The sequence below is a fragment of the Myceligenerans cantabricum genome (assembly GCF_054777735.1).
This window is the reverse complement of sequence record NZ_BAAHAJ010000009.1, coordinates 197,590-215,399: the sequence shown is the minus strand read 5'-3', so window position 1 is coordinate 215,399 and position 17,810 is coordinate 197,590. Positions and strand designations below refer to the sequence as shown.

The following is a 17,810-nucleotide window of genomic DNA, read 5'->3' as shown; positions in this document are numbered from 1 at the left end:
ATCAACCGGTGGTGACCGCTGTGCGCAGTGCGCGGTTCAGCCGCGGGAGAGCCGGTCATCGTCAACAGCTGAAGTCTCCACAGAACCCGGGGCGGGCGTGAGGGCACCGCCCCCACAAGAACGAACGAGACCAGACCACCATGAGCCGCAAGGCCATGGTGGTCCGTGGTCGAGTGTCCGAGAGGGGACTCGCCCCCCGGCGGTCCGGGACTTCGCTGCGTTCGAGCGTCATGTCAGCAATGCGGGGAGGGCGGCCGGCGGGGACGGCACCGTCAGCCAGGCCTGTGAGCTCGGCGTGGTTCTCGTGCGGATCGTCGTCCTGGAGTCGTCCTGGAGTCGTCCTGGAGTCGTCCTGAGGCTCCGGAGGGGCCCACGCTCTCCTGTTTGTTCTTCGCCGTGGGGAGAGGTCGTACGGTGGCGCTGTGCCCGCGCCCGAAGCTGTCCCGTCACTCTGTCAGGAGACGATCCGCGATGCGGTTCCCTACCACCTCTCGTCCCTCGGACCTGGACCTGGGCGCCGTTCGTGAGGTCAGTCTGGCCCTCAACGCGGCCCACCTGTTCGTCTACTTCATCCCGGAGGTTCGCGAAGAGGCGGCCGGGCTCGGTGTGACCGGTGGCCGGCGGGCGTACTTCGCGTTCCGGTCGGCCGCGTTGGGGCCGGTCCCGTGGCAGGTCACGCTCGCGGCCTTCTACAACTTCAGTCCACGGTCGGTCCAGGCCGTGTCGGGCGTGTGGGACGTCGCGCCGCCCGAGCAGTGGCAGGCAGCTCGCTTCACGGCGGTCCACCGTGCGTTCCAGCGCGTCGGTGCGAACCTCAGCGACGATCAGGTCGCGGAGGCGCGCTCGCTGATCGACCCGGTCGTCGCGGGTGCCGACTACGCGGGAAAGACGATGGCCGCCGCCAACGCCGCGGTCCCCCTTCCTGGCGATCCGCTCCTCGCGCTGTGGCAGCAGATCACGGTGCTGCGGGAGTGGCGTGGTGACGCGCACGTCATCGTGCTCGCCGCGAACGGTATCGGGCCCTGCGACTGCAACGTGCTGCAGACGGCGACGGGGCACCTCCCGGAGGCGCTCGCACGTGCGACCCGGCTGTGGAGCGAGGAGGAGGTGACGGCGGCGACGGCGCGTCTCGTGGCGCGCGGATGGCTCGACGCCGGCGGTGCGGCGACCGACGCCGGCATCGCGGCGCGTGAGCAGCTCGAGGTCGAGACCGACGAGCACTGTGCCGCTCTGTGGACGGCGACCGGTGACACCGACGCTCGTCGCCTCGCCTCGCTCATCCTGCCGATCCACGACGCGTTCACCGCGGCCCGCACATATCCGTTCCCCGTGGAGGTCGCCGATGCACGCCCCGACGGTCCGGAGACCGCCGGGTAACCCGCACGCGGTGGTCCGTACCCGCTTCGCTGCGCACCCCCGCGGCAGGTTCAGTGGTTTCCGGGATGTGCGGACCGGCTGGCCATCGCCGTCACTAGGGTGTTCAGAGCGTCGATCACCCGAGCGCGATCCTCGCCGAGCCCGGCGAGGAGGTCCGCCTCGATGGCCAGCTGCCGGGGAAACAGCGTGTCCACGATCCGTTTGCCCGCGTCGGTGACGGTCACCAGCTGTGCACGGCCGTCCGTAGGGCTGCGTGCGCGCTCGACCAGCCCCCGGCCCTCCAGCTTGGCGAGAGTCTTACCGACAGCCGGCCGTGAGATCCGCATCTCGTCCGCCAGGTGCCGCGCGATCATTCGCCCGGGAGTGTGGCGAAGGACGATAAGCATGTCGAGCTCCGGCGGGCTCACAGAGGTCCCGTCGAAGAGCGGCTCCAGCGCGCGCTCGAACATCGCTGAGGCGCCCTTGACCAAGGCCACGATGGTCATCGGTGAGGTGTCCACATCGGGAGCGTTCTCCCGCCACAGATCGCGAGTCCTGAACATTGCCACTCCAAACGTTAACTAGTAGCCTACCCATTAACTATAATCGGCAGTGGCGCACCGGTACGCCACTGCCGACTCCCCCGTCGCCCGGGTGCGGCGGGCACCCGGGGCGTGCCACCGGACGGTGAATCCTGGCACGCCAGACCGCAGAGCAGAAGTGGAGTGAGACATGAAGATCGCTGGCGCAGTAGTTCTCGTGACGGGTGCTTCGTCGGGCATCGGGGCGGCCACGGCACGAGCCGCGTCCCACGCCGGCGCACAAGTGGTGCTGGCCGCGCGCCGGGAGACGCGACTCAGGGCCCTGGCCGACGAGCTGGGCGGCGCGATACCCGTTCGTTGTGACGTCACGGACCCTGACCAGGTCGCCTCGGCCGTGCGGACGACGATGGAGACGTTCGGTCGGATCGACGTCCTCGTGAACAACGCCGGGCAGGGCCTGCAAGCTGTTGTCGATGAGATCGACCCCGACGACTTCCGCGCCGTGCTCGAGCTCAACCTGGTCGCGCCGCTGCTCACCATGCGCGAGGTGGTTCCGGTGATGCGCCAGCAGGGCACCGGCAGCATCATCAACGTGAGTTCGGGTATCACCTTGTCCACCATCCCCGGCAGCGGTGCCTACGCAAGTTCCAAGGCGGGCCTCAACCAGCTCTCCGCAGTAGCACGAGCCGATCTCGCCGGCGCGGGCATCACGGTCTCGACGGTGTACCCGTTCATCACTGCCACCGAGTTCCTGGACTCGGTGCGAGCCGGGCACGAGTCCGCAGCACAGCTGGAGTCCGACCACGGACCACGCCCGCAGAGCCCAGAACAGGTCGCCGAGACGATCCTTGAGCTCATCAGGACAGGTGCCGAACGGGCTGACCTGGTACCTGAGCAGTTCGGCGGCAGTTTCACGGGCTGACGACGTGGCGACGCGTCGGCTCTCGGCCGGCCGGTGCTCAGCAAGCACGCCGACGGTCGCCGAACAGCTGGCCCGCATGGGTTCCCGCACCGAACGGCCCGCCGCACTGGCCGTCGTCGGATACGGGCCACACGGAGGCCTATGCGCCCACCACCTCGCCCCGGGGATCCGGATCAGCAACGCCGCCCGCAGTTCGTCGGCGTCGATCCGAATGAGCCGCCCGACCCGGTACGCACGCACGGTCCCGTCCGCGATCCGCCACCGGATCGTCTTCACGGACACACTCAGGTCTCGCGCAGCTTCAGCGAGGGAGATGAGCCGGCCGCTTGGCATACTTTTCTTGCCACGGCTTGCGCGCGCTCGAGTCGTCATCGTCGCCAGACGCATGCACCAGTTCGCCACGGGGGTTCCCCCGAGTAGGGGTCTGTCGAGTTAACGGCTCTGTCGCACTTTCGACTCTGGCGCACTTCCGGTGGTCGCGGTCAGCGGGCAGCACCACGACAGCGCCAACTCTGGGGCCGTCGGAGCAAGAACTTTCGGGACGAGCCGTTGACCACCGGAAGTGCGCCAGAGCCGTACCCGGTGCCGGATCCCGTCGACCTGCCGCCGCAGATTCCGTGCCGGACGACCACGCGCCGCCACCGGCAGCAACGGCCCGACCACCGCCCACGCCTCATCCGTCAGATCTGGGCAAGGCGTCTGAGCGGGCTGCGATCGCACAGCTTGTGCGGGCTGCGCGACCCCGGGGAGGACCTGATCGGGCCGACGGGCTGCTCAAGACCCTGACCGCCTGGGCGGGCGCGCTCGGCTGGTTCGGGTCATCGCCCCTCAAGGTCCGAGCGGCAGGTGAAGGCGCTCAAGCAGAAGCAGCGCGAGGCGCAGCCGGCAAAGGTGACGGCGTAGCCGCGACACCCGCTTCGCGTTGCCGAACGGGTCAACCGCACACGACGGTGATCTTGCTGGTCGCGACGAGTTCGCCGTAACGGTACTCCCAGGTCCAGAGCCCGAGCGCGGTGTTCGGGCCGGTCGTGAACTGGTGGTAGACGGCGCCCGCCTCGCCGCTGTTCTCCGTGCCGCTCTCCACGACCTGACCTGATGGATCCCGCACTTCGTACTCGACGAGCACTCCGTCCGGGAACGCGCCGGCGATGACGTCGTAGCTGGATCCGCGCAGGACTGTGTCGGGGTCGGGCAGCCAGCCGCCGTCGATCTCGAACCACGACACCGTCGGCATGCCGAACACGTCGAACAGGACAGTCCGGTCGGCCTCGATCACGGTGTCGTCCGGGGCGACGACGAACGCGCGGTAGAAGCCGCTGGTGGTCATGCTGAACGGGCTGTCGGGCCGGGCGTCGAAGTAGCCGTCCGCATCGGTGGTGACGACAGGTTCCGCGCCCTCCGGAAACACCGTGGCGTCGCTGTCGAGGTGGCGGGCGTTGATGCGGTAGTCGGTATCGGGAGCGAGGCCGGTGCCCCGGAGGTAGAGCGGGCCGCCGTTCCGCTGATCCATCCCGAAGGATTCCAGGAGGGGAGCGTTCTCCGGAGCCACTTGTACGGAGGAGGCGTAGGCCCGGGCGGTGGCGGGCGCGGCAGCGCCGACAACAGCCATCGAGGCGAGGACGGTACTGGCGAAGAGGGTGGTCGCAAGCTTGACGGCGCGGTTCAAGGGTGCCTCCCATCGGATCGTGAAGAACGCCAGACGGGTGGTGCAGTTGAAGCAGGCGTACGAGACAGTCAAACAGGATGTCCGTGGTTTGTCATGATTTGGCCCGTATTTCACCCGCCACCTCAGAGGCGATCACCGATGCCCTCGTGAGCGAGGGGGTCCACCTCGGCGATCTGAAGCGAAGGCTCGCAGGGCTCAAGGCGGAGTCCATCGAGATCGACGTGGTCAACTTGGTCAGCGGTGACGACTATCGCCAGCAGCCCTCGCGCGAGCACCAGGCCGACGAGACGTGGTGCGCGCGGAAGCTGGTCCGAGGTGCAGTAGAGCGCGACTTCCGCCCGCTTGGCACACTATTACTGGAACGCGAGCTCACTAGTGCCCTGAGTCAGGAATTCTGTTCAGGTAGGTGGCGAGTCGTTCGAGGATCTCGTCGGCGGTTCTGGTCCAGGCGTAGGGGCGTGGGTTGGTGTTCCAGCCGGCGATCCAGTCGCGGATGCCTTTCTCCAGTGCCTGGACGGATTTGTGGACCCCGCGGCGGATCTGCTTGTTCGTGAGTTCGGCGAACCATCGCTCCACGAGGTTGAGCCAGGAGGAGCTGGTCGGTGTGAAGTGCAGGTGGAAGCGGGGGTGGGCGACCAGCCAGGTCTTGATCGCCGGGGTCTTGTGCGTGGCGTAGTTGTCCAGCACGAGATGTACGTCCAGGTCGGCGGGGGTCTGCTTGTCGAGCGTGATCAGGAACTTCTTGAACTCCTCGGCGCGGTGGCGCCGGTGCAGGGAGCCGATCACCTTGCCGGTGACGACCCCAGGGTGGCGAACAACGTGGTGGTGCCGGCGCGCACATCGTCATGCGTTGCTCGCTGGGGCACCCCGGGCATCATCGGCAGCACCGGCTGGGAACGGTCCAGGGCCTGGATCTGGGACTTCTCGTCCACGCAGAACACCAGCGCCCGCTCCGGCGGGTCCAGGTAGAGGCCGACCACGTCGTGGACCTTGTCCACGAAGAACGGATCGGTCGACAGCTCGAACCCCTCGCTGCGGTGGGGCTGCAGGCCGAACGCCCGCCAGACGCGTGAGACCGTGGACTGCGACATGCCCATCTCGGCCGCCATCGCCCGGGTCGACCAGTGCGTGGCGTCCTTCGCCCTGGTCTCCAAAGTCCGGGTCACCAGCGCCGCGACCTGCTCGTCGGTCACCGACCGCGGGCCACCCGAGCGCGGCACGTCTCCCAGGCCCGCGAGCCGGTGCTCCACGAACCGCGCCCGCCAGCGGCCCACCGCATGCGGCGTCGCCCCCACCTTCTCCGCCACAGCCATGTTCGTCGCGCCCGTCGCGCACTCCAGGATGATCCGGCACCGCAACGCCCACGACTGCGGCGTCGACCGCTTACGCACCCACCCCTCCAGGGCCGCACGCTCATCCGCGCTCAGCACCAGCGCCGCCTTCGGCCGTCCCACCTGCCCCATCAGGCAAGACTACCTTCTGAACGGAACTCTTGACTCAGGAGTCAAGCACTGAGCTCACTTCACCCAACCTCCCGCCCACCTGACCCACGTGTTCTGTCGCTGATACGATCGGCTCGTGGGTGAGACGTCGGAGTTCGCGAGCGTCCGTCGTGCCTATGACACCGTTGCGGAGGACTACGCCACGTTCTTCCACGACGCCAGCACCGAGACCGCGGACAACCTCGCCATGGTCGACCAGTTCGCCGACGCCGTGGCCGAGGGACCACTCCCCGGTGTCGTCCTGGACGCCGGGTGCGGCACCGGACGCATGAGCCGCTACCTCGCGGCCCGCGGAGTGGCCGTACAGGGCATCGACCTCTCCCCCGGCATGATCGCCCAGGCGCGCCTGGCACAGCCCGGAGTCACGTTCGACGTCGGCTCCCTCACCGACCTGCCCTACGACGACGGCACGTTCACCGGCGTCCTGCTCTGGTACTCGATCATCCACACCCCAGCCCACACCCAGCCCGACATCTTCGCCGAGATCCGCCGCGTCGTGCGCGACGGCGGCCACGTCCTCGCCGGCTTCCAGACCGGCCAGGGCGTCCACGACGTCGCCCCCGCCTACCGCCGCCACGGACACGACATCGAACTCGTGCGCCACCCCTTCACACCCGACCAGGTCACACGATGGATGTCCGACGCCGGACTACGCCAGACCCACCGCCACGAGCAACCGCCCGCGGACGGACAACCCCACGGGGAATGCACGCTGCTCGCGGTCGCCGAGACCTGATCACCTGAACGAGCCCAGCGGAGCGCAACCGAACCACTATCCGACCACCCAGGACGCCGCAGCTCCCACTGCGAAACCTCACGCGAAGCCGGTGATCACCTCGACTGGGGTGTGCTCCCGCTGGACGAGCCGCGACGCGCCGACGACGGCCGACCCCAGGAGCAGAGCGCCCGCCAGCACCAGATCGACCTGCGTCATGACACCCGCGATGACGCTCATCGTGCCGGTATGGATCGACGCGCGAATCCACGGCGTGATCGCCGCGAGGGAGGCGACCCCGACCAACCATGCGCCGAGAAAGGTCAGCAGTCTCGGAGGTGCGCCGAGCCACGCGAGGACGGCGATCGCCGCCAGCTCGACAACCACGACGCCCGCGAGAGCGACGGCCCGCCGCACCCGCGGGCGGACCCACTTCGACTCAAGGACACCAACCCGCGCCAGAATCCTCACGAGCGTCGCAGGCAGGAGGACGCACAACAGCAAAGCGGCCGCAGCGAACATGAACCCTCGTGCACCCGAGGTCGTGGCGAGGCCCATCGCCACGACGGCGATCGAGAAGACGTGCGTCGGCTCAAAGACCCACGCGACCACGTGCGCCCAGCGCGGCCTGTACTGCTGTCGGCCGACGTCGGGACCTGCGGTCAGGAGCCGACCACCTGCTTGACCAGGCGACGGCGGGACTCGCTGGTGGTCTCGTCCCGAAACGCTCGACCGAGTCGGCGCAGGGCGTCGTCGTCCGAGAGCCAGGCCCTCCAGTCGTCGCTGCGGTCCGGCGGGTCGTCCATGCCGCGTCGGGCCGCGCGATGTCGATCTGGAAGGCGAGATGGACCTCTCTCGGGGCGTCGCCGACCACCGCGCGGACGCGACCGACGTCGTCCACGTCGGAGAACCGCGACAGGACCGCCAGCGCGTCCATGATCTCGATGGAGGCGTGGAACTGGGCGAGCTCGGACCTGGGTAATTCCAGCGAGGCCTCGGAGACTGTCGACGTCAGGTGCTGGTGCAGGACTTGCAGGTGGGCCTGGCGGCGTCGCTTGCGCGCCATCGCGAGGAGCAGGTGGCCCACGACGCCGATGGACAGGAACGCCGTCGCCATGGTCGTGAGCGCGCTCGCGCTCATGCCCAACACCGATTCCCGTGCCTGAGGATCCCTGGATGCATGGTTGACGAGCGACACGACCGCCCGCGCGAGGCCAGCCGCTCCCCCGACGGCGGCGACCGCCATCCCCCAGCCATACCGCAGGCCGAGCGCTCGGCTCGAGCGCAGCGCGGACAGCCCGAATGCGCCCGAGGCGAGGCCACCTGACCCGCAGTAGATCAACCAGTAAGCCATCATCCACGGGCGCCCGATCGCCTGGTTCGTCAGGTCGTCGTTCGTCCACGGCCCGTTGGCGACGAACAGGCCGACATCGGGCAGAGCCAGTCCCTACCGTGGAAGCGCCAGCCACAGGCCGCGGCTCTGCTCGAGGAGGTCAAGCGGAGCAACCGCCGGTTCGACGGCATCGTCATCGGTGAGCCCCACCGTCGACCAGGTCACGGAGATACTCCACGGCCTCGGCGGCAGCGTCGCGGTGCTGGGACAGGCCACAGACGAAGAACGCCGAGACCTCTACGAGGCGCTCGGCGTTCGGGTCGACTTCGACGCTCGTGAGCGTGAAGTCATCCTCAGCGTTTCCCCGCCGATCACAGCAGGGCGTGAGGATCGATGTGTCCGAGAGGGGACTTGAACCCCTACGCCCTAATACGGGCACTAGCACCTCAAGCTAGCGCGTCTACCAATTCCGCCACCCGGACAGGTGGACCTTCCCGGGCCTCTCGGCTCCGTTCCGGTGCGGGTAAAAACATAGCACGAAGCGGGCGCGGACCTCACATCGATATCGGTGTGACCTGTGCCTCGGGAGCGGGCCTCGCCCGGCGGCCGGCCGGGCCGGTTCCGCCGTTCTGCGGGAGACTGGCGGGGTGAGCGCCACCGACCCCGTGCCGCCCGGCTGGCTGCGTTCGTCCGCGGGCTGGTCCTGGCGGCTGATCGTGCTCCTGGCTGCCGTCGCGACGGTGTTCTGGCTGACGTGGCAGGTGCAGCTGCTCTTCGTCGCGGTCTTCCTCGCCCTCGTGTTCACCGCCGTGCTCAACCCTGTGACCGCGCTCTACGGGCGTGTCGTGCCCCGCCCTGCGGCCACGGGGCTCGCGATCCTCACCGGGATCGTCGTCGTCGGTGGCCTGCTCACCTACGTCGTCGCGTCCGTGGCCGGGCAGTGGGAGCGGCTCGCGCAGCAGTTCAGCAGCGGCGTCGACCAGCTCGTGGAGATCGTCGAGGCCCTGCCCGGCCCTTTCGAGGTCGAGATCGCCCAGCGCAGCCAGTGGCTCGACGACGTCTCCGGCTGGGTCCGTGAGAACAGCGAGGAGCTCGTCAGCCGGGCCGCCGAGGGCGCCGGCTCCGTCGTCGAGGCGTTCGCCGCGATCGTCCTGGCGATCTTCTGCACCGTCTTCTTCCTCTCCGGGGGATCCGGGATGTGGCGGTGGTTCCTCGACCAGGTCCCCGCCGTCCACCGCGAGCACTGGCGCCACGCCGCCGCTGCCGGCTGGTACACGTTCTCCGGGTACACGCGCGGCATCGTCATCGTCGCCGTCACCAACGGCGTCCTCGCCGGGACCTTCCTCGCGATCATCGGCGTGCCGCTGTCCGCACCGCTCGGCGTGCTCGTCTTCATCGGCACGTTCATCCCGCTCATCGGCGCGCCGCTCGCCATGATCATCGCCGCCGTCGTCGCCCTCGCCGCCGACGGGCCCCTGGCCGCCCTCTTCGTCATCATCGGGATCGCCGCCATCGGCCAGCTCGAGGGGCACGTGCTGCAACCACTCATCATGGGCAAGCAGGTCTCCCTGCACCCCGTCGTGGTGGCGCTGGCGGTCACCTGCGGCACGCTCGTGGCGGGCGTGCTCGGGGCGGTGGTGGCGGTCCCGCTGGTCTCGGTCGCGTGGGCGGTGTTCGACGCGCTGCGCCGGGGGTCCGCGGACGACGGCGCCTCCGGGAACGACGTCGCGCACGCGTCGGCACCGGGTCCCGCCGAAGCGGGTAAAGACCCTTAAATTTGCAGGTCAGTGCGCCTGTCTATGACAGAGTATGCGCGTGGAACCCTTTGTCCTGGCCAACGATTCCGTCCGGTTGTCCCTCCCCGTCGAGGCCGATGTCGCCGCGATCACGGACGCCTGCCAGGACCCGGAGATCGCCGACTGGACGGTCGTGCCGTCCCCGTACACGCGACGGGACGCGGAGCTGTTCGTGGGGCGTTTCGTGCCGGACGGCTGGGCCCGCGGCAGCGAGTTCAACTGGGCGGTCCGTGCGCCGGGCGACGCCGACGGGCCCCTGCTCGGCATGGTGGGCCTGCACTTCGAGGGCCGCGCTGGCGCCGCGGACGAGGAGCGGTCGGCGGAGCTCGGGTTCTGGACGGCGCCCGCCGTGCGGGGGAAGGGGCTCGCGACCCAGGCGGCGCGGCTGGTCGTGGACTGGGGCTTCGACCCCGAGGGGCTGGGGCTGTCGGTGGTCACCTGGGTGGCCTACGTCGGGAACTGGGGGTCGCGCCGCGTGGCGTGGAACCTCGGGTTCCGGGTCGAGGGCACGATCCGGCGGCACGGCCTGCAGCGCGGGAGACGCCGCGACGCCTGGGTGGGCACGCTGCTGCCGGAGGACCCGCGCACGCCGACCGAGCCGTGGACAGGGCCGCCCACGGGTCACGACACCCAAGATCGACAGGAGGAGAGCGCATGAAGCAGCAACCGAGGTCACTCGTCGGCGGGTTCCTGGCAACCCTGCTCGTCGCGGCCGGGCTCGTCGTCGTACCGGCGATCCCGGCGAGCGCCGACGAGCCGCCCGTCCCGTCCCTCGAGGACTACCGGATGCGTCCCGCCAACAACGCGGACCAGCTCCAGGAGCGGGTGGAGCTGCTGGACGAGCAGCTGCCCAAGCTGGGGGTCCGGAACATCCTGGCCCAGGCCCCGCGCCAGGGCACCACCGCGGCCGGCGAGGCGTGCAACGACGACGCGGTCGGGGCGCTGGAGCCGGACATCACCTTCAGCTTCTGCTGGGACGCGGCCGACAACGCGGCCGGCGACGGCACCTACGAGTGGACGCCGCAGGGGATCACGACGGTCGCGGACGCCCAGGCGGACAAGGAGTGGAACGGCACCCAGCCGCTGCTGGTCACCTGGTACCAGTGCCACACCGTCGACGGCGAGAAGCTGTGCGGGGACGACGACGACTCGCTGTGCGACCGGTACGACGAGGAGTGCGTCAAGGGCGTGCGTGTCACGTTCGTCGACCCGGACACCGGCAGGTACGCGCACGTGCTGCTGGCGTACCCGTTCATCAACGACTCCGGCAACGCCACCTACATGAGCCTGCGCACCCAGCAGACCGCGGCCGGGGAATCGCTCCACGCGGGCGGCGTGGCCTGGTACGGGAACTACCTGTACGTGGCCGACACGGCCCGAGGGGTCCGCGTCTTCGACATGCGGTACATCTTCGACCTGGAGGCGGCCGGGGAGAAGGGCGACACCAGCGACAAGCATCAGATCGGCCGGCAGGACGGGGTCTTCTACGGGCACGGCTACCGCTACGTGATGCCCGAGGTCGCGGCCTACACCAACAACGTGCCCCGGCCGCCGGCCGCCGAGCGCTGCACGAACGCGGGGTCGCCGAACACCTCGTTCGTCTCGATCGACCGCAGCGGCATCGACCACCTGATCACCGGCGAGTACTGCCCGGGCCGGACGCCCGAGGACGGCGAGGCGGGTGGCCGGGTCGCCGCCTGGCCCCTGGACGGCAGCACCGGCAGGCCGGACATCAACGGCACCTGCACGTCCCGCACGCCCCCGCACGAGCAGATCCCCTGCTGGCGCGCGGACAACGCCTTCGCCCTGCCCGCGGGCGTCGGCAACATCCAGGGGGCGACGCGGTACGACGGGAGCTGGTACCTCACCCAGAGCAACGGCATGACGAACCGCAGCGTGCTGATGACGGCCGTGCAGGAGACCGGGGAGACCACGGGTGTGCTCCGGTTCTCGCTCGCCGGCCGCCCCGCGGGCATCGGCATCGAGGACCTGTCCTACTGGCCCGGCGACGACCCCGGCCGCAGCGGCCTGTGGTCGCTGACCGAGTGGTGGGGCAAGCGGATGATCTACGTGACTCCCCGGGAACCTCGCTGACCCGGTCCGGCCACGGAGATGCGGCACGATAGGTGCATGCCCGCACCTGCGCGTCCCGGCCTCCGGGTCGCTCCCTCGCTGACCATCCCCCGGGCCGAGCTCACGGAGCGGTTCTCCCGCTCCTCCGGGCCCGGGGGCCAGGGCGTGAACACGACGGACTCCCGCGTCGAGCTGTCCTGGGACGTCGACCGGTCCACCGTCCTGGACAGGACGCGGCGGGAGCGGCTCCTGGAACGGCTCGGCGACCGCCTCGTCGGGGGGATCCTCACCGTCGTCGCCTCCGAGCACCGGGAGCAGCGGCGCAACCGCGACGCCGCCGCCCGGCGGCTGGCGGCCCTCGTCGCCGGCGCCCTGTCCCCCGGCCCGCCCGCGCGCCGGGCCACGCGCGCCACCCGCGGCTCGCAGGAACGCCGGCTGACGGCCAAGAAGCAGCGGTCCGCGACCAAGAGGCTGCGCTCCTCCAGGCCACGCAGCGAGGACTGACGTCCGCCCGCCGTGCGGTCCAGGACCGCACGGTCTACGTTCTCAGGAGTTCCCACCAGGACAGGCAGGACAGGAAGGAGCCGACACATGACCACAGCAGCAGAGACCGTCGTCGAGACTCTCGCGCGTGCGGGGGTCGAGCGGGTCTACGGCCTGCCCGGCGACTCGCTGAACGGCTTCACCGACGCCGTCCGCACCAGCGACACGATCACCTGGCAGCACGTGCGCCACGAGGAGGCCGCGGCCTTCGCGGCCGCCGCCGAGGCCACCCTGACCGGCGAGCCCACCGTCTGCGCGGGAAGCTGCGGGCCGGGCAACCTGCACCTGATCAACGGCCTGTTCGACGCGCACCGTAGCCGGGTCCCCGTGCTGGCGATCGCCGCGCACATCCCGGCCGGCGAGATCGGCAGCACCTACTTCCAGGAGACCCACCCGCAGGAGCTGTTCCGCGAGTGCAGCGTCTACTCGGAGATGGTGAGCGATCCCGAGCAGCTGCCGCGCGTGCTCGAGATCGCCCTGCGCACCGCGGTGGAGAAGCGCGGCGTCGCCGTCGTCGTCGTCCCCGGCGAGGTGTTCCTGGCCGAGGCGGCGGGCCGCAGGCCGTCGGCGCCGATCCGGGCGACGCAGAGCATCGTCCGCCCGCGCGACGGCGAGCTGCGGCGGGCCGCCGAGATCCTGAACGCGGCGAAGCGGGTGACGATCCTGGGCGGGGCCGGCACCGAAGGCGCCCACGAGCAGGTGCTCGCCCTCGCCGAACGGCTCAAGGCGCCGGTCGTGCACGCGCTGCGCGGCAAGGAGTTCCTCGAGTACGACAACCCCTACGACGTCGGCATGACCGGCCTGCTGGGCTTCTCCTCCGGCTACCGCGCCATGGAGAGCTGCGACGCGCTGCTGATGCTCGGCACCGACTTCCCCTACCAGCAGTTCTACCCGTCGACGGCGAAGATCGTGCAGGTCGACCTCCGAGGCGAGCAGCTCGGGCGGCGTACGCCGATCGACCTGGGCCTGGTGGGCGACGTCGGCGACACGGTCGACGCCCTGCTGCCCCTGCTCGACGACCACACCCACCGCAAGCACCTCGACACCTCGCTCACGCACTACGCGAAGGCGCGCGAGGACCTCGACGCCCTCGCCGACAACGACCGCAACCGCGCACCGATCCACCCGCAGTACGTCGCACGGCTGGTGAGCGAGCTGGCGGCCGACGACGCGGTGTTCGTCCCCGACGTCGGCTCCCCCGTGGTCTGGGCGTCGCGCTACCTGAGGATGAACGGCAGGCGGCGGCTGATCGGGTCGTTCAGCCACGGGACGATGGCGAACGCCGTACCGCACGCGATCGGCGCCCAGTCGGCGTTCCCGGCACGTCAGGTGGTCGCCCTCGCCGGCGACGGCGGACTCGGGATGCTGCTCGGCGAGCTGCTGACCATCCGGCAGCACGCGCTGCCGGTCAAGATCGTGGTGTTCAACAACTCGTCGCTGAACTTCGTCGAGGTGGAGATGAAGGCGGCGGGCTTCGTGAACTTCGGCACCGAGCTCGACAACCCGAGCTTCGCCGACGTCGCGAACGCGATGGACATCCACGGGCAGCGGGTCGAGCGGCCGGACGACCTGGAGGTCGCCCTGCGGACAGCGTTCGAGCACGACGGCCCGGCCCTGGTCGACGTCGTCACCGCGCGCCAGGAGCTGTCCATCCCCCCGGCGGTCTCGGCCCAGCAGGTCAAGGGCTTCACGCTGTACGCGATCCGCACGATCATGTCCGGCCGCGGCGACGAGCTCGTGGACCTCGCCGACACCAATGTGTTCCGCCGGCTCTTCGACGGACGCTGAGCACACACAACTGTTACCTGTTTGTCTTGATCGCGCAATCGCCACTGGGGTTCACTGTCAGCGATGAGCACGCTGCGCGAAGGGACCCCACGACCGGCGGCCGGGCTCCCGCCCCTGCACCTCCTCGACCCGGCAGCCCGAGTGGTCCCCCTCCAGGGGCGGGACGGCGAGCTGGCCGGCCTCGAGGAGTGGGCGGCCGACCCGCTGCCGCTCCGGGTGCGCCTCCTGACCGGGCGCGGCGGGGTCGGCAAGACCCGCCTCGCGGTGGAGGTCCAGGCGGCGCTGCACCGCCGCCGGTGGCGCACCGCCTTCGTCCCCCGGGACACGGGCCCCGAGGCGGCGCACCGCACCTGCCACGCCGCGCTGCGCCGCGGCCGCCCGCTGCTCGTCGTCCTCGACGACGCCGGCGAGCGCGACGACGTCCTGGCGCTCGTCGAGTCGCTCGCCGCCGCGTCCGCGTCGCGCCTGCGCGTGCTGCTCACCGCGCGCACCGGCCGCGGCTGGTGGCACCGTCTGGGCTGGTCCCCGCTGTGGGCCGACGGCGCCGCCGCGGACCGCACCGGCCTGGCGGCCCCCGCGCCCAGCGGGATCCCCGCCACGGTCCGCTCCGCCGCCGCCGCGTTCGCCGGGTCGCTGGGCGTGCGCACCCCGCACGTCGTCGTCCCACCGTCGGCCGGGTCCGTCCACCTGGACGCGCACGCGGCGGCTCTCGCGACGGTCCTGGCCCCCGCGCCGGGCGGCCTTCCCGTCGACGCGGACCCCGCCACCGGCCTGGCGGAGCTGCTCGACCTCGTCCGCACCGGCTGGCACGCCGCCGGAGCCGGCGCCGGGCTGTCGCCCGGCCAGGTCGACGGCGCCCTGGCCGCCGTCATGGTCTTCGGTGACGGGACGCGGCCCGTCGCCGAGCGGGAGATCGAGCGTGCGCTCGGTGGCCCGCCGCACCCGGCGGCCGCCACCTTCACCACCGAGGCCCTGGCCACCGGGCTCCCGGACCGCCTGGCCGAGTTGCACGTCGCCCGCACCCTGACCGGCTCACCGGGCATGACGGCCGCCTGCACGACGGCGCTCAGCCCGTCCGAGGCCGCCTCGCTGGCCACGCTCGCCGCCCGGCTGGACCACGACGGCCCGCAGCCGCCCGGTACGGACCGCCTGGCTCTGGACCTGTACGCCGCCGCCGTGGCCGCGGTCGCCCACCGCGACGCCGGGGCTCCGCCGGAGCCCGCCGCGGTGCACCGGATCCATCTCTCGCTGTCCGGCCGGCTCGAGGTGCCGCTGCGCGGCGTCCTGCAGGACGTGGCGCGGGTGGCGGCCGACCTCGCCGGCCCGGACGGCCGGGAGCACCTCGCCGCGCTCGTCGACCGTGCGACCGGCCTGCTGTCCGTGGACCACGAGGTCGCCACGCTCGTGGCCGTCGAGGCCGCCGACCGGGCCCGGGCCCTCGCCGCGGACGGCGTCCCCGGCGCGCCCGAGCTCTCCGCACGGGCGCTCGGCGTCGCCGCCACGGCGCGGATGATCGCCGGCCGCGCGGACGAGGCCGTGGCGCTGACCGCGCGGGCGATCCCGCTCGTGGACGGCACGGGCGGCACGGGCACCGGCTGGACGTCCGAGGTGCTCGGCAGGCTCCTGACCGAACGCGCCCTCTGCCTGTCGATCACGGGCGAGGAGATCGCCGCCGACCTGGCCGGGGAACGGGCGCTGAGCATCCTGCGGGACGGCGTGGGCCGCGACGCCGGCGAGTTCACCGAGCTCCTGGTCCGCGCCCTGGCCACCCGCGTGCGACAGGTGCACCGCGGCCGTCCGGAGGTGGCGCACCGGGACCTGACCGAGGCCGTCGCGCTGACCCGTGTGCTCTACCGCGAGCGCCCCGGCCTGCGGGCCCACACCCTGGCGGTCTGTCTCGCGAACCTGGCCACGGCCTGCCGGGCCCTCGGTGCGGGCGAGGCGGGCGAGGCCTCCGCGGCGGAGGCGGTCGAGCTGCTGCGGCCCGTCGCCGCGGCGGAGCCGTCGCACGGCGCCGAGCTGGCCGCCGTCCAGGGCGTGCACGGTGGTCTGCTCGCCGATCGCGGGGACCTCGCGGCGGCGCTCGGGCTGCTGGAGGCCGGCGTGGCCGGGTTCCGGGCCGGCGGCACGGTCCGCGACCCGGACGAGGACGGCCGGCTGCTCGCCGACCTCGCGGACGTCTACGACCGGCTGGCCCGTCCGCGCGACGCCGTCGCCGTCGACCGGGAGGCGGTCGCCCTGTGGCGGGCCGCGCCCGACGGCCCGTCGGGCGGCGCGCGCCGCCGTGCGGCCCTGGCCGGCACGCTGCTCGCGGTCGCGGGCCGCCTGCTCCGGCTCAGCCGGCCCGACGTCGTCGCCGGCCGGGCCGAGGAGGCCCTGCACCTGTACCGCGGTCTCGCCGCGGTCGGCGGCCGCGAGGCGGACGACGGCGTGGCCGCCGCGGGACGCCTGATCGACGAGATCACGCGGGCGTCCGCGCCCGCCACGGTGCCCGCCGCGTCGCCCGTCCCGGAGGGAGGCCTCGATGGCTGAGCCGCCCGTCCTGGTGGTCCTGGCCGCGGGCGTCACGGGCTGGCTCGTGGAGGACCCGCCGTCCGTCATCGGCATCCTGCGCAACGAGCGGGTGTTCCGCCCGGTCGACGACGTCCCGCGCCCCGTGCGCGACGCGGTGGCCGAGGCACTGTCGGACCTGGACGAGGCGTGGCTGGGCTCGACCGCCCGCGCGGTGTGCGGCGAGGTGCTCGACGCGCTGGAGACCCGCCCGCGCTTCGACCTCACCACGGACTACGCGCTGCCCGTCGCGGGCCTGGTGCTCACCCGGGTGCTCCGGATCGGCCCGGCGGCGGGCCGCCGCGTCGTGGAGGGGCTGCGCGCCGACGGTCGTGCGGCCGACGTCGCCCGCGTCGTCGACGGCGTCGTCCATCTCGCGACCGGGCGCCCTGCCGCCCGGTCCCACGATCTCGCCGCCGGGATCGGCGGCCGGCTCGCCCCGGACCACGACGCGACGGTCGCCGCCGTGGTGCGCCTCCTCGTGCACGCCGCCGAGCCGACGGCGGTCTGGACCGCCCTGACCCTGCGGCGCGTCGTGACCGACGGCGACGTCGCGGCCCGTCTGGCGGGCGGACGCCTGTACGCCGACGAGGTGCTCGACGCCGTCCTGTGGTCGGACCCGCCCCTGCTCGCGCTGCCGCGGCGGCTCGTCACCGAGGACACCGAGGTGGGCGGGCAGGCGCTGCGGCGTGGCGAGGTCGTCGTCGTCGGCCTGAACGCGGCCCAGACCCGGCTGCGCGCGGAGGGATCCGCCGAGCTCGGCAACCGGTCCTACCTTGCCTTCGGGTCCGGGACGACGGCCTGCCCGGCCCGCCGGGCGACCCGGATCATCGTGCAGGCCGCCGTCACGGAGGCGCTGCGCCGGCCGGCGCTGCGGCTGCCCTCGGCCCGGGCCGAGCCCCCGGTGCCCCCGGCCCCGCCGGGGACCCGGAGCCCGGCAGCCGGCACCTGGGCCGAGCGGGTCGGCCCGCTGGTCGTCGAGATGGCGGACGACCTGGCGGCCGGGTGGTGACGCCGGGGGACC

15 protein-coding genes, 1 tRNA gene and 2 pseudogenes are annotated in these 17,810 nt (G+C 71.8%); 11 read left to right on the top strand and 7 right to left on the bottom strand.

Annotated features, from left to right (window positions below):
- The first annotated feature begins 471 nt into the window (after positions 1 to 471).
- Complete coding sequence (locus ACYU96_RS10125; protein WP_460752492.1) at positions 472 to 1,377, top strand: SCO6745 family protein; 906 nt, start codon at positions 472 to 474, stop codon at positions 1,375 to 1,377.
- A 50-nt stretch (positions 1,378 to 1,427) separates the two neighbouring features.
- Here the strand turns inward: ACYU96_RS10125 and ACYU96_RS10120 are convergent, their stop codons facing one another.
- A complete protein-coding gene (locus ACYU96_RS10120) occupies positions 1,428 to 1,919 on the bottom strand; it encodes a MarR family winged helix-turn-helix transcriptional regulator (RefSeq protein ID WP_460752489.1) in 492 nt (163 codons plus the stop codon).
- A 169-nt stretch (positions 1,920 to 2,088) separates the two neighbouring features.
- Between ACYU96_RS10120 and ACYU96_RS10115 the strand changes: the two genes are divergently transcribed.
- Positions 2,089 to 2,820: an SDR family oxidoreductase gene (locus ACYU96_RS10115; protein ID WP_460752486.1), complete on the top strand. Its 732-nt coding sequence runs from the start codon at positions 2,089 to 2,091 to the stop codon at positions 2,818 to 2,820.
- A 192-nt stretch (positions 2,821 to 3,012) separates the two neighbouring features.
- Here the strand turns inward: ACYU96_RS10115 and ACYU96_RS10110 are convergent.
- The 3 genes and pseudogenes from ACYU96_RS10110 to ACYU96_RS10100 all read right to left on the bottom strand — a co-directional run.
- Positions 3,013 to 3,153 (bottom strand): annotated as a pseudogene (locus ACYU96_RS10110) (excisionase family DNA-binding protein); the annotation flags it as partial.
- Between the two features lie 601 nt (positions 3,154 to 3,754).
- Complete coding sequence (locus ACYU96_RS10105) at positions 3,755 to 4,486, bottom strand: hypothetical protein (RefSeq protein ID WP_460752484.1); 732 nt, start codon at positions 4,484 to 4,486, stop codon at positions 3,755 to 3,757.
- Between the two features lie 372 nt (positions 4,487 to 4,858).
- Positions 4,859 to 5,949 (bottom strand): annotated as a pseudogene (locus ACYU96_RS10100) (IS630 family transposase).
- A gap of 115 nt (positions 5,950 to 6,064) precedes the next feature.
- On the opposite strand from ACYU96_RS10100, the gene ACYU96_RS10095 reads away from it, so the two are divergent.
- Entirely contained in the window at positions 6,065 to 6,724 is a 660-nt protein-coding gene (locus ACYU96_RS10095) for a class I SAM-dependent methyltransferase (RefSeq protein ID WP_460752481.1), read from the top strand.
- A gap of 78 nt (positions 6,725 to 6,802) precedes the next feature.
- On the opposite strand, the gene ACYU96_RS10090 is transcribed toward ACYU96_RS10095, so the two are convergent.
- Together ACYU96_RS10090 and ACYU96_RS10085 are read right to left on the bottom strand one after the other, a co-directional pair.
- Complete coding sequence (locus tag ACYU96_RS10090) at positions 6,803 to 7,315, bottom strand: hypothetical protein (protein WP_460752478.1); 513 nt, start codon at positions 7,313 to 7,315, stop codon at positions 6,803 to 6,805.
- On the bottom strand, positions 7,296 to 7,844 hold the full coding sequence (locus tag ACYU96_RS10085; RefSeq protein WP_460752475.1) for a hypothetical protein: 549 nt from the start codon (positions 7,842 to 7,844) through the stop codon (positions 7,296 to 7,298). Before ACYU96_RS10085 ends, ACYU96_RS10090 begins: the two co-directional genes overlap by 20 nt.
- A 391-nt stretch (positions 7,845 to 8,235) precedes the next feature.
- Between ACYU96_RS10085 and ACYU96_RS10080 the strand changes: the two genes are divergently transcribed.
- Complete coding sequence (locus ACYU96_RS10080; protein ID WP_460752472.1) at positions 8,236 to 8,451, top strand: hypothetical protein; 216 nt, start codon at positions 8,236 to 8,238, stop codon at positions 8,449 to 8,451.
- Here ACYU96_RS10080 and ACYU96_RS10075 read toward each other — a convergent pair.
- Positions 8,433 to 8,518, bottom strand: a tRNA-Leu gene (locus ACYU96_RS10075). The genes ACYU96_RS10080 and ACYU96_RS10075 overlap by 19 nt on opposite strands.
- A 165-nt stretch (positions 8,519 to 8,683) precedes the next feature.
- Here ACYU96_RS10075 and ACYU96_RS10070 point away from each other — a divergent pair.
- From ACYU96_RS10070 to ACYU96_RS10040, 7 genes are all read left to right on the top strand, one after another.
- The gene (locus ACYU96_RS10070) at positions 8,684 to 9,811 is read left to right on the top strand and encodes an AI-2E family transporter (protein WP_460752470.1); all 1,128 of its coding nucleotides are present in this window, start codon (positions 8,684 to 8,686) and stop codon (positions 9,809 to 9,811) included.
- Positions 9,812 to 9,851: 40 nt separating this feature from the next.
- A complete protein-coding gene (locus tag ACYU96_RS10065; protein ID WP_460752467.1) occupies positions 9,852 to 10,490 on the top strand; it encodes a GNAT family N-acetyltransferase in 639 nt (212 codons plus the stop codon).
- Positions 10,487 to 11,926: a hypothetical protein gene (locus ACYU96_RS10060; protein ID WP_460752464.1), complete on the top strand. Its 1,440-nt coding sequence runs from the start codon at positions 10,487 to 10,489 to the stop codon at positions 11,924 to 11,926. Before ACYU96_RS10065 ends, ACYU96_RS10060 begins: the two co-directional genes overlap by 4 nt.
- Positions 11,927 to 11,962: 36 nt before the next feature.
- The gene (arfB, locus tag ACYU96_RS10055; protein ID WP_460752461.1) at positions 11,963 to 12,409 is read left to right on the top strand and encodes an alternative ribosome rescue aminoacyl-tRNA hydrolase ArfB; all 447 of its coding nucleotides are present in this window, start codon (positions 11,963 to 11,965) and stop codon (positions 12,407 to 12,409) included.
- Positions 12,410 to 12,496: 87 nt separating this feature from the next.
- Positions 12,497 to 14,236 (top strand): ubiquinone-dependent pyruvate dehydrogenase, encoded by a 1,740-nt coding sequence (poxB, locus tag ACYU96_RS10050; RefSeq protein WP_460752458.1) that lies wholly within the window; start codon positions 12,497 to 12,499, stop codon positions 14,234 to 14,236.
- Positions 14,237 to 14,299: 63 nt separating this feature from the next.
- Positions 14,300 to 16,768, top strand: coding sequence for a hypothetical protein (locus ACYU96_RS10045; protein ID WP_460752455.1), 2,469 nt, complete (start codon positions 14,300 to 14,302; stop codon positions 16,766 to 16,768).
- Positions 16,761 to 17,798, top strand: coding sequence for a cytochrome P450 family protein (locus ACYU96_RS10040; RefSeq protein WP_460752452.1), 1,038 nt, complete (start codon positions 16,761 to 16,763; stop codon positions 17,796 to 17,798). The genes ACYU96_RS10045 and ACYU96_RS10040 overlap by 8 nt, the downstream gene beginning before the upstream one ends.
- The last annotated feature ends 12 nt before the right edge of the window (positions 17,799 to 17,810 follow it).

What these genes read in the sequence shown, in the direction of transcription:
- ACYU96_RS10045 (WP_460752455.1), top strand. Translation starts at nt 14,300, where the DNA reads ATGAGCACGCTGCGCGAAGGGACCCCACGACCGGCGGCCGGGCTCCCG.
- arfB (WP_460752461.1), top strand. Translation starts at nt 11,963, where the DNA reads ATGCCCGCACCTGCGCGTCCCGGCCTCCGGGTCGCTCCCTCGCTGACC.
- ACYU96_RS10115 (WP_460752486.1), top strand. Translation starts at nt 2,089, where the DNA reads ATGAAGATCGCTGGCGCAGTAGTTCTCGTGACGGGTGCTTCGTCGGGC.
- ACYU96_RS10125 (WP_460752492.1), top strand. Translation starts at nt 472, where the DNA reads ATGCGGTTCCCTACCACCTCTCGTCCCTCGGACCTGGACCTGGGCGCC.
- ACYU96_RS10060 (WP_460752464.1), top strand. Translation starts at nt 10,487, where the DNA reads ATGAAGCAGCAACCGAGGTCACTCGTCGGCGGGTTCCTGGCAACCCTG.
- ACYU96_RS10040 (WP_460752452.1), top strand. Translation starts at nt 16,761, where the DNA reads ATGGCTGAGCCGCCCGTCCTGGTGGTCCTGGCCGCGGGCGTCACGGGC.
- ACYU96_RS10085 (WP_460752475.1), bottom strand. Translation starts at nt 7,844, where the DNA reads ATGAGCGCGAGCGCGCTCACGACCATGGCGACGGCGTTCCTGTCCATC.
- ACYU96_RS10120 (WP_460752489.1), bottom strand. Translation starts at nt 1,919, where the DNA reads ATGTTCAGGACTCGCGATCTGTGGCGGGAGAACGCTCCCGATGTGGAC.
- poxB (WP_460752458.1), top strand. Translation starts at nt 12,497, where the DNA reads ATGACCACAGCAGCAGAGACCGTCGTCGAGACTCTCGCGCGTGCGGGG.